The organism is Wolbachia endosymbiont (group B) of Eupithecia inturbata (assembly GCF_964030915.1).
Lineage (GTDB): Bacteria > Pseudomonadota > Alphaproteobacteria > Rickettsiales > Anaplasmataceae > Wolbachia.
Window position 1 is genome coordinate 1,673,370 of sequence record NZ_OZ034987.1, and the last position, 13,190, is coordinate 1,686,559.

Genomic DNA, 13,190 nt, shown 5'->3' on the forward strand with positions numbered 1-13,190 from the left:
AATTATATATGTTTAATGTTCAAAATCAACAGATTAGTGACAGTGGAAGAAATGTAAGCTCTTTTTTGAATATTGAGCAAGCTATTGAATGTTTAAATTCTTGGGGAGTTTGGACGGGGAGTGAGTCTTGGCTAGCAAGTACAGCGGAAGAATTAAATAAACGTTATAGGGAGCTAAGAAAAGACATAAGAGAAAATACTAATTCTTGGTCGTATTCACAGTATTGTGAACGCTTAGCCTATCACTATTATAACCTTGCATGCTACTGTAATGATGAGCTGTTTAATAAGCATAAGGTTGATTTAGAAAGCGTAAAACAATATCTAGAAAAATGTTTAGAGAAGCTTGCTGAAGTTTCTGGAGAAGGCTATTCAGACGGGACAAAAGAATTAAAGAATGATGCTGAAAAGTTTTTGACAGAAGTAAAGAAAATACATGAGCAGCAAGAAGATCTGCTGACAAAATATAGCACTTTTAATAAATTCAAAAAGTACACAAAATTATGTATTGTTTTAGGTAGTATAAATCAGGTTCCTTTGCAACAATGCTCTGCTGAGAATAGACAGCAGATTCAAAATATTCAGCTGTTAAGAGTCATTAATATGCTAGAAGATGCAATTACTGTACCTGAGTATAAAAATACTTTCATTACTGCAGAGCAGTCTGACTATTTAGGTCAAGTGTATCAATTGGCTGGCCAACCTGCACTGAGTATACGATATAAGAGAACTAGTGACAATCTCAAAAAAACTGTAAATGCAACGAAGGAACATAGTGATAAGAAACAGGAGATAAAAGATATTATTAGCAAAGAAGTTAAAGAGTATAAAAGTAATTTAGTGCAAGTTAAAGATTATATAGAAGAAAGGCTTCATAGGTCGCTTAGCACTATTGACAATGCTTATATTGAGAGAAAATATATAAAATATTGCGCAAGGCTTTGGCTACAAGAAACAACAAATTTACTAAAAGAACTGACTGAAAGTAAAAGCCGTGCTGTTATTCAAGAAATTTTTAATTCACTAGATGATATAAAGGATTTAAGCCAGATTCCTAATCCTTTAAACCAACTTGAGTGTTACATCCTTTTAATGAAGCACTATGAATTGGTTAGGAAAGAGGATGAAAAAATTTTCATAAGTCGGTTTAAAAAAGAGTGCTTGGAACAAATAGTTGCCTATAGTGATTCTGCTGAAAAAGAATTAGTTTTTCTAGAAACTTTTGTTGACTTTTTAAGTTCCTCTAAAAATCTTCAATCAATTATTGCTGAACTGGAATTAGGAGACTTTTGTCGTGGTGATTTATCGTTTGATGAATTGATCAATAATATTATGAAGCTTGAAGTAGATACTTATGGTGAAAATCTTACAGTTTTGCAAGAAGCAACAGAGGGCTTGGAGGAAGAAGATCTTTTTTTAATAGACAAGTTTAAGGAAATTATAGGTGCTTATATAAAACCAGTAGAAATACAAAAGAGAAGAATAGATAATCGATTGGTTGTTGAAGTAAAAGGGAAGAACATTGTTGTCAGTGAAACTTTACGGCAATTAGAAAATGCACTTTTAGAAAATCCAAATATAGAGGAAGTACGTTTTGTCGGCGCTGGTATTATACATATTGATACAAACCTTAAGAGTAAAGTTTGGCAGGGAAGGAATGTAGTTATTTTAACCAAAGCAATAAAGGTTTATGATCAAGTAACCTGGGATGTATCTGGAAAAGATAACGATCATACCTATTCCAATAATGCAGGTACTGGAAAAGATGGTCATGGCAAACAAGGAGCAGATGGTTATCCTGGGGAAAGTGGTGGCAATGTTTTAATTTTAACGGAAAAGATAGAAGGCCAAGAAAACTTTACCATTATTTCACATGGTGGCAAGGGTAGTAAAGGCCAGAATGGTGGTAATGGAAGAGATGGTAAGGATGGAGTAGGTATTACGAAGGCAGAATTTGATAAAAAGTTTCCTCCTGTTGCTGATTTTAGTTCAGGGAGTATACAGAGAGAATATACAATAAAAAAGATTGTTGAGAATATTAAAAATGATTCATCAACAGTAGAAACTGTGTGGTATACAGGGGCTAATAATGCAACAATTGAAAAAATTATTAAAGATATTGAAGATATACGCTCTTATAATGAAACAGTATGTCAGATTGCAGTAGCTGGTGATACGACTCCATTACTCAAGAGTTTTGAGGAGAATATTTTTATAAAAACAGTTACAAGTCAAGGAAATGAGGTCACTTTTTCTTTTGAGCGTGGAGGTGGGCTTACAAGTCGTCAGGCTTTTCTACTCTATAAAGGATCGTTAGGACAGCCAGGGTGGCAGGGTGGAGAGTATGGATTAGGCGGTCAGGGTGGACATGCCGGGGGGATAATAATAAGGCATCCAGAAAATAGCAGCCAGGAATTTAACATTATAAAAAGTACTAAGCAAGGGGAAGAAGGAGAAAAGGGAAAAGGTGGTTTATATGGTAACCATGGAAAAAATGGCCTGGATATGGGTTATTTGGATCACAAATGGTGGAGTAAAGCTAAGTTTCGTGATCAAGGTAAATATAAAGTAGAGTATTATGATAGTGATAATGACCCAAGTGATCGAGTGTGGTGTCCATATAAGAACAAATATGCTGGTATAGATGCTATCAATATTGAACACAAAAAGCAAAAAGAATATGAAGAAAGGAAGAATACTAGACAGAATAGTGAGCAACAACATCACGCACAAGCTGTAAGGAAAAAAAATATTTCACAAAGTAGCATTTTAGCTAGTTATTCTCATCATTTGAGTTCTATGGAAAAAAATACATTGCAGGACTTACGATCTGATTTAGAAAATACTAAACAACAAGCCTTACAAGCAATCACTGAAAATCAAGAACAGCAGGAAAAGCAAACTACAGAATTAGGAATTAAGCGTCATTCTCCTTACCATAACAGAAGTAAGCATCATAATAATGTCTTTATTACAACATCTAGTATCACTTACAGAGAGACTATTGATGTTAAAAGTTTTATTGATAAGCTAAAAAAAGAACCATTGCTGCTAGACAATTGGTTTCAGTTAAAAAAGGCAGAACTTAATTTATCTCAGCTTAGTCAGTTATTTTTAGTTTTTGAAACCTTAAAAGGTAGCCCTCCTGAAACGAGTAGCTTACAAAATAATACAGAGCTACAAGACATAGAGAAGCTTTTGATTGATAAGTATAGACTTGCTACATTGCAAGAAGTTGTAAAGCAATTACCACCTTATCAGGAGGTTACAAATAATGTAGAATTAACACCTGAAAATGCAGCAAGATATCTCATTGAAGCAAAAGAAAATGATAACAATATTTCTCACCATATTTTAGGAACTCTGAATCAATATCTTTATGAAAATAGTACAGAACAACATGAAAAAATTTCTAAATTCAGTAAAGAAGAATTACAGAATACAGAGAATAAAGCTTTAAAATACTCAATTAGAGCGTTTGTTTTAGAAGTAGGAAAATTAGAAGAGGAACATACAGATGTTAAAAAATATTATAACGAATATAAAGAATTTCTAGAAAAACAAGAACGCAATTTGAATATATTCTTTGAAGCGTTTAAAAGTGAGTTATCTCAGCCAAGACATGCAGAAATATTTGATTTATGGATTAAAAGTGTTAAAGACAAATCTTTAATAAGTAAGCTAGAGGAAAAAATACAAGAAGATAATTTTCTAAAAGTTCTTTATGATCGTTTTAATAATCAGCTTGAGCTAGAGTATGATTGGGATAAGTGTTGTAAAGATCAAGCTATTCTAAAAGAGTATAATGATTATATTCAAGAAAAAGGCCCATTATCGGGAAGTTACAGAGAATTATTAGCCTACGTTTTTGGTATTAACATCAGATTATATGTTGAAGATCAAGATAATAGATTGTTCCTGCGAGGTGATCACAACCCTTCATCTAAGAAAATTATTCACATATTATGTAGAGACAATAAATTTATACAATTAAATATTGATAAAAGCTACTTAAAGCTAGAAGAAGAGCGCAAAAAGAAAGATAGTCTTTATGCACAGATTTTTGCAAAAATTAGGCCATTTAAACAAAAACAGGAGTTCGATGATTACTTAAATAATCAAGCTTTTCTATCCAATAACAGTCCTTCAGAAGATGAACAATATTTTAATGAAGAGGAAGATATAGAAAAAATTATAGAATACTTTCCTGAAGGGGAAAAACAACAGTTAAAAGAGCGATTGAACAAAATTACATCTCAATATATTGGGCAGCAAGGAATTTTGCATAACATGTTGAAAAGCTTTTCTAGCGAAGGAAGACATGTATCCTCTCAAGAATTATATTGTTTAGTGAACTCAATTCTAACTTCTGTTATTGAAGATAAAAAAGAATTGAATATCTTTTGTTGGATAGTTGCAGCTTATCCTCAAAAGAGTTGGATAGATGAATTGATGTTATTACAACTCGAAGATTATTTCAAAAAAACATTAATAGAGAAACCTGAATGGAGAAAGTACTTATCGAAAATAGAAAGTAAGGACGTTTTACTGTTATTTAAAGTAAAGTTGGATCAACATAAATCAAGCAATCCTATTTCTACTCAATGCATTGAAGATATTCTGCATTTATTAAGTAATATTCCAAATGAAACAGTTAGTTTAGAAGGACTAGAGTTATCTGAGTGGCCTTATGCACTGAAAGAAAAATACTGGACATGCAAGCTATCAAAATTAGTAGATTGGCAAAAGGATGACTTACCAACAGCTTCTTACTATCTTTTATCTATAGAGAATATTTTTGGCGCTCTTTTATCGGAGAAATTTATAGAGGCTCTAGAAAAGAAAAAACAAGAATTGTCATCTGATAAGCTTACTAACATTTTATCTAATTTTCATAATGAAAAATGGAACTTAAGTACAGAAGAGTTAAATACCCTTAACAGTTGTAGAATTGATGATTGGGCACAGAAAATGCAGGAGAAGTTTACTGCTAATAAAGAAGAACGGAAGATAACTCAGTTAGTTGAACTAATTAAAAGTAATGCTAATACTTCGAAAGAAATTTTAAACAAATTGCCAAAAATTAAGAATTATATTGAAAGTATTGATAAGTATATAACTGCTGAAAAACCTATAGGTAGTTTTACGGAAGATGATATTAAAAATTGGGTAAAAGAATTTCAGAGCAATATGGGTAAAGGAAAGCAAGATGTAAAAGAGGAAATGCTTGCTGTAATATATAGAGCAATAGAGTTAAAAAAAGAATTAGAACTAAAAAGAGTATTTAAGCTTCGTGATACTCAAAAATTAACTGTATTGGCGTTATTGACAAATGATCGCAGCACCATAGCACAAGTGTCTACTGGAGAGGGAAAATCATTAATTGTAGTAGCAGCATCAATTATGAAAGCACTTTGTGGAGAGAAAGTAGATGTTATAACTAGTTCTTCTGTATTGGCAAAACGTGATGCTGAGGATAATAGAGATATCTATAGTTTATTTGGTATTAATGTATCACATAACTGTAGTGAAGATATTGAAAAAAGAAAGGAAGCATATTCAGGTAATCAAGTGGTATATGGTGATTTATCTAATTTCCAGCGCGATTATTTATTAGATAAATTTTATGGGAAAAATATTTTAGGAGATCGTAATTTTAACAATGTAATTGTTGATGAAGTAGATAGTATGTTGCTCGATAAAGGTAACAATATGTTGTACTTATCTCATGATCTGGCAGGACTAGATAAGCTGGAATCTGTTTACATTTACATTTGGCAGTGGATTAATAGACCAGCTAGAGATAATAAAGAACTTTGCTATGCTTTTGATGCTAAAGCAATTAAAGAAGCAGTGATAAGTGACTTATATGGATTGGTGAAAAAAGAAGATATTGGAAAGCTTGGGTCTGAATTAAGCGAGCAGCAAAAAAATATTATGTGGGAACGTTTAATCAAAACTGAGATATTAGATGATCAGGGCAAATTGTTAAAAGGAAACATTAATGACAATGAACTTAATAAAGTACTTTCACCTGAATTTAATTGTTACAAAGATCGTTTTCTTTACCTTTTAAAAGAGTGCATTGAAAGAGAAAAATTTATACATGTTCCCAATAATCTCAGACCGTTTATTGAACAGCACTTAGAATCTTGGATTAATAATGCTATAACCGCGTTCTTCATGAAAGCAGGAGAGGATTATGTAGTGGATGTAGATAAAACCGGAAGTAGTCCAGATCGCAATCCTAATATTACAATTCTTGATAGAGATACAGGAACAGATCAAGCTAATTCTCAATGGGATGAAGCATTACACCAATTTTTACAACTCAAACATGGATGTAAATTATCTTTACAAAGCTTAAAAGCTGTTTTTATCTCTAATGTTTCTTTCTTTAAATTGTACAGTAACTTATATGGATTAACAGGCACCTTAGGGTCACAGAGAGAAAGAGATTTATTGCAGGAGATACATGAGGTAGACTTTGTAACTATCCCTACAGCCAAGTCTAAGCAATTTCGTGAGGAAAAACCTATTCTTTGTACTGGCAAAGATGAATGGATAAAGCGCATATGTAATGAAACAAAAAGGCTAACTGAGGAAAAAAAACGATCTGTTTTAATCATCTGTGAAACAGTAAATGATGTAGAGACTTTATACAAAGCTTTTGGAGGAAAGGATGCAAAACATGTTCATACATATACAAGAGATTACGAAGAGTTTGATAAAGGGTTTGAAATTGTTCAAGGTAACAAAGAGCTGGGGCAAGGACAGATTATTATTGCAACGAACTTAGCTGGCCGTGGAACTGACATAAAAATTACAGAAGAATTGAGGAAAGCAGAAGGATTACATGTTTGTTTAACTTACCTACCTAGCAATATTCGAGTTGAACAGCAAGCATTTGGGCGAGCAGCAAGAAGTGGAGACCAGGGTTCTGGTCAGTTAATCATCATGGATTCAAAAGGACAAGAATATAGTAACTCAAAAATACTTGATTTAAAGAAAGAGCGTGATGTGGAAGAATTACATCGTATATCTGACATTAAAGCTTACTATGATACTCAGATTAATATGGAAGAAAGCTGTTTTAAAGCATTCAAAGAGCAGTACGAACAATTGAAGAAAGACCTTGATGATAAAAAAGTACCTACTGAAGTTAAAGAAATTTTATTGCAGAGTTGCTTGGACAAATGGGCTTTCTGGTTAGATGAACACACTAAATATGTAAGAAATTTGACAGGTGAACAGGATAAAAGAAATCTTTACAACCTACTGGACAAATTTATCTCACGATTAAAGAATTTAGACACTGGGTATAGCGAAAAGTGGTTACCTTCGTATGAAGGACCTCCAACTCTAATTATTGAATATGATAGCACAAACTGGTTAGCCTGGGTTAAAGAAAATCCAATTCAAATGATTAAACTTGGAAAGTATCTCTCTCAAAATGAGGAACATAAAAATGCTCATAAAAATGCCATTGAGCTGTTTGATGAGGTGATTAAAAAAGAGCCATATTTTTCTGAAGCAGCACGTTATTACAAGGCATTTGCATTAGTAAAGAGGGTTGATTTAGAACAAAAGCCTTTAAAAGAAGAAGATGAGAAAGTTTTGAAAGAATTTAAGCAAGAATTGCGAGAAGCTGCAAGGCTTTTAGATAAGCATAGTAAATTTGCTATCAATGCAGCAGGTATTATTGGTAAGATTAAGAAGAATAATAATGAAAGTATCATTCAAATCGACGCCTATGAAGAACAGCAAAAGAGCTTGGCTAACCTTTATTATATGTTTTCACGATCTGTAGATGATACTTTGGGTAACACTATTACTCCACAATCTTTTGTTAATCATGATATTAAAGAAGAATTAGCTAAAGTTCTGTATGAGGATTTGCTTAAAAAAGGTATTTTAAAAAAGCCGAGAGTAAAAAAGAACATTTCCGAAGAAGAGCTAAAAATAATCAGCTCTGGTTATGGAGTATCGGTTGAAGCATTAAAAGATTTTCTTTCTAAGTATAAAGGAAAAGAAATTAATGAAAAAGAATTTCAAAAAGCGTTAAAAAAAGCAATACCATTACCTAGCAGAGAAGCATTTTGGAAATTGCTCATTCAAAAAAAAGACTTAAGTGAAGAAGTTAAGTATGTTGTAGTTGACAATGAAAGATTGAGAGAAATTGATCCATCACTGTCAGATTCTCTTGATGAAAAAGTAAAGAAAGGAACACTGGAAAAGCAAGCTTTGAAGTCTGGTAATGGGGAAATTTTTTTAAACGTAGAACAGATTACACAACAAAAAAATAACGGTAATATTTTTAAAAAAGATGACTTTATAAAGATTGTAGGCGAAGACAAATATAAGATGTTGAAAGAGAGAGGAGTACTTTTATCTAACAGGAAAGTGCGTATAGACCCAAGTAGAATTGAATCTATGACTTTTCCTTGTTATGATTCTATCACTCTGGAGGATTTTTCTAAAGTAAGTACCACTAAAAGTGAAGCTGAAAAAGTTTTAGCAGAGCTTGTTAAGCAAAAAGTTCTTGAGAAAAAGGATGACTCAGAAAATAACGCTTATGGACTAAAAATTAAGTTTAATGAAATTGAACAAGTTCAGCTTCCTTCTTGTCCAGTTTACGAAAATACTGTAAAAGGACTATTATCTGCATGTTTTACCTATAGAATAGCTCTTCAAAAAATTGCAGGACAGCTAGAAGAAAAAAACTTTCCTGTCCGTCTGCAATTAACGACTAAACCACATCAAAGTTTAGTTTTGGAGTTATTGGAACAAAAAATTATCAGACCTACTACTGTGACGACTAAGAATGAAGATTTAGAAGAAAAGTTGCAGAACATTTATAGTCGAACAATGACTAGAGATGATTTTAAACTTATACTTTCTCAAGGTAAGCTTATTTCAACAGAGTGTACAGAAGAGCTTTTTAATTGTTTAATTAAGAAAAAGTGGATTGTCAAGTACAACCCAATACAATCTATACAAGATGAGGGTATTGGCAAGGAAAGTATTAAAAATGCCGGCAAATCTTTAGTACAAGATCTTTATTATATTAATAGTCCTGATAAAAGACAGATACCTTTGAACTTTTCTCCCGAAGGAAGCCACAAGAACGCGCTGACCAAGTCGCAAAGTATTGATAAAACAGTGGAAAAAGTTTTAGATAACCGATTACAGTTGGCAAAAGAAGATACAATTAAAAATATTGTCAGCACTTTGAAAAGATCAAGAAGTTCATTGAAAGCTCTAAAAGTGCCTGACAGTAAACTAAAACCTTTCACTGAGCTTTGTGGTCAAGGTGAATTTGCAAATATAGAAGAAGTGCATGTCTTTTTTCTAAATGGGTTAGATCAACTTTTACAGTTAGAAGAAAAGAAATGGACACGAGAAATGCTTATTAACACTGCAGTAGTAACTGCTATGGGAATAAGTCAAATAGCTGTAGGTACTGCTATAGAGTTATATTCAGTAGGTGTTATGACTCATGTTGGTGCTGCATTTGTTAGCGAGGGTGTAAATGATATCTTCTTTGCTGCTGGTGCTTTAAAGTCAGGTTATTTTAGTTGGGAAGATTATAGACAACATAAGCTTGAAAGTTTAATGATGACAGCTGTTACTGTTGGTATAGGAGCCTACCTTTCAAGAGGTGCTAAGGTCTCACGTTTTGGCCATAAGCTAGCTGGGCCTAGCTTTGAAGCTGGTGGAAAAAAGGTTGCAGAGATGTCTGGCACTAAATTAATTAAAACTGCAGGTTGGAAAGTAGTAGGAAAAGAAGTTACAAAGCGTATTACTCTTAAAGCCATGGAGGGGATAGCGCTTGGCTTAGCCAATGCAGGAGTTGACACGCTCGTTGAGAACTACCTTCAGGGATTGTGTGAAGGTATAGCCTCTAGTATTTTGTCAAATATTGAACAAGAGGTAGAGAAGCATAACATTTCTGCAAGCCTGAAGGAAGTATATGAGATATTAGGGGAGGAAAAAGCAAAAAAAATGGTGAATGATTTAACCCAGAGTGCTTTCACTGAACAAAATTGCGTGGAAAAGCTCTTGCCTATAGCTAATAAGATAGTTGGTAGCGTAACTCAAGGAATTGCAAAAGCTGTTGAAAAAAGGAGTACAACAAGCAATAAGTTAGTATTTCCTATTCATACTATCAGCAAAGTGGTAGTTTGGCAAGAACGTGTTGCTCATATTGCTGATATAACAATGATTACTGGTAAACTTTTAGATGATTTAGATAAAAAAATAAAAAATAAATCGAATAGTAATGAATTGAAAAAAAATGCTGGACTAGATCAAAAACAAGAAGCAAAAAAAAGCTATGAGAGCTTTAAAAAAGAATTAATTGATCAGTGGAAATCACTGCTTTGCGAAAAAGCTGGACGAGTGATATCACAGCATATTGTAAGTCCTATCCTTAAAGAGGGCTCTAATCATCTGATTAGATATGTTGGAAAGAAAGTGCAAAAAGCATACAAATCTTACAAAGAAAGTGGGTATTTTGAGCACTTTGGAGAGCTGAAGCAGGAGTATAAGGAAAAGCTACAGAGTGAACAACAATGTGACAATACTTCTAAAGCAGAAGACCACATTACAGAAAAATATCATGAAGATTTGCGAAAGCTGATGATTAAAACTAGAAATCCTGACTTACTTGCAGATATAGTCCGAGAAAACATTCCAATGGATATGACATGTGTTAACGCGTGTACTCAAGTAGTATATAAGATACTAAAAGAGCAAGGAGTTGTAATTCCAGGGCTAATCGTTATTGTTCAAGGAAATGGTGGTATAAGACAAGAATTTTCATCTATATCAGAAGGAACAGGAAGGATAATTATTCCTCTTGAGCTCAAAGATAATCATTTTGAATTTTGCGGAAGCAGCACATCAGAAAACAGTAGTGAATCAAAAAATAATTGCTTATATGAAGCTTTATCAGAAACTATACCTGGATTAAGAAATATAATATCACCAGAAGGATTCAGAGATAAGGTAGCTGATTGTATTAAACATGATAAAGGAATACGGTATCACATTCAGCAAGGCTGGCACCGGCTTCCTATATCTCTTGGTGCGTTTGGTGGTGCATCTACAAGAAAGCGTTCGAAGGTAATACATGATTTTGAATCGTCATCCTTTGATAATGAAGAGTTTCTTGGTTACGAAGAATATCAATATAGGGAACGTAACGTATCTGATCACCTAGAAGACCGTTTTACACGCTTTTTTCGTATTGGTGGAATAATACAAAGAGCTTCTGAACAAACAAATATACTAAGGAATCAAGTAGTCAAAAGTGGATCAAGTAAATCTCAAGATCAGAGTAGCAACAAAGGAAGAGAAATTCATGCAGCGCATGTAGTCAGACTTGGTGAGATTAATCACGAGATGGTAAAACAATCTGAACAGCTTTATAATGAATTCGTAAATTTTCTAGGTCATACACAAAATGTTCCAAAGTATGCAAACGAGTGGCATGGAATAGGTGGAGATATAGATAAGTTTCAATCAAGGAATCTAAAAGAATTAGGTAAGATAAATTTTAGAGAAAGCCTTACCGTAGAAGATGCAAGTATAATAAAAAGCGTAAAGGAGGATTTTATAGCCGTACTAGATACCCGAATTAATGGAGGAAAGCTTGATAGTGGAAAGAAGTCGGAGCTCATAAAGGTAAAGACAGCTTTAACTAATACTACAATTGAAGCAGTGTTTGAAAAAGGAAAAAAAGGTTATTTAGGTGAAGGCATGAATGCGTATCGATAGGCAACTACTTGCTATTGAATTTTAACGAATATTGCAAGATTAATCGGGGATTATTCTCTCTATCGTTCTCTACATTTTTATTACGGAAAGTTCAAATTCTAAATTAGGAGGAAATAGAGAAGCAAGTAAGAGAAGTTCCACAATTTTTAATCCACAGCTAAATGAGGAGTTATAGCTTTTTACCCAATAGTGAGAACATCTCATAAAAAAGCAGAATCGACAGCTTGACGAAAAGATTTGAACAGAGGTACATTATTTCTGGCTCGGTTTTTTATAGTAAACCAATAATGCTCAATTTTATTACAATCTGGAGAATAAGGAGGAAGATACAGAATCTCTGCACCAATACCTTTGGCAAATTCACTTGTTTTCTTGGATTTATGAAAAGTTGCATTATCCAAAATCACTGTTTGCTCAGACTGTAATATTGGTACCAAAAATTGCTCGAATCAGCCATTAAAAACCTCTGTATCACAATACCCTTCAAAACCTCAGTTGCGGATTAGCCAACGAAGTAAAGCTTAGAAATGCAGGGCTTTTTCGGCTGCATGGAATATGAAACAAGCGTAGAAAAAATGTGTACCAAAAAATTTATCGGTGATCTATGTCTTGTATGCTCAATCTCAAAGTTGTTTTTCAGAGAGCCAAAAACTGTCTCAATAATCGATCTTTTTCTTAACAAAATCTTCTCATTTAGCGCCATTAATGAGTTTTTCATACCCTTTTTTATACTGGTTACAAGCTTTAACCCTCTATCGAATAATTCGTGAAAAAGATCTTTTTTGATATATCCTTTATCTCCAAACAATAATCCAGTCAATTTCTGAGTTAAATTTGGCACAGGTTTTCTATCATCAATGTTGCCTTTTGTCACCGTAACCCCTTGAATTTCGCCAGCTTCGTTGATTACTAGATGTAGTTTAAAACCGAAAAACCACCCATAGGTAGTCTTTCCAATCTTTGCCAACCCTTTGAAAACTTTATTTCTCGAGGTCCTTTTTGGATGGCAAACAGCGATAGATGTTGCATCTATGTACGAAATCCCTGTCACTTTTGACTGTTCGCAAAACCATTGCATTAAGAGCACTAAATACCATAAAACCCTAGATTTTAGCCTAATAAACCTACTATAGGATGGCAATTTTGGAAACGCTGATTCGTATAATAATTTCAAATAATGCACATAGAAAATTTTAAAATTGTCGCACTTGGATTGGTGATATAGCAATATTATGGTAAGAATCTCTGAATGCGTAATCTCTGGCGTCCTGGTTGGTTTTTTGCTACTTGGTAGAAGTTTTTCTGCAAAATTCTTGTCAACTGAATTGCAAAAATCGTCGATCAGGCAAAATAATTCTGTTATATTTTCATTCATTGGTAACCTCTCTATTTTGTAAATAATTTTCCGAG

At 33.2% G+C, this 13,190-nt stretch carries 2 protein-coding genes and 1 pseudogene; 1 reads left to right on the forward strand and 2 read right to left on the reverse strand.

Annotation, left to right across the window (positions count from 1 at the left end):
* Window positions 1-8 precede the first annotated feature (8 nt).
* On the forward strand, window positions 9-11,780 hold the full coding sequence (locus ACQH21_RS08145; protein ID WP_425384221.1) for a DEAD/DEAH box helicase: 11,772 nt from the start codon (window positions 9-11) through the stop codon (window positions 11,778-11,780).
* 200 nt (window positions 11,781-11,980) lie between these two features.
* Here the strand turns inward: ACQH21_RS08145 and ACQH21_RS08150 are convergent.
* Window positions 11,981-12,268 (reverse strand): annotated as a pseudogene (locus ACQH21_RS08150) (transposase); the annotation flags it as partial.
* Between the two features lie 14 nt (window positions 12,269-12,282).
* Window positions 12,283-13,155 carry an IS982 family transposase gene (locus ACQH21_RS08155; RefSeq protein WP_425383942.1) on the reverse strand — a complete coding sequence of 291 codons (873 nt, stop codon included), beginning with the start codon at window positions 13,153-13,155 and terminating at the stop codon, window positions 12,283-12,285.
* Between the last annotated feature and the right edge of the window lie 35 nt (window positions 13,156-13,190).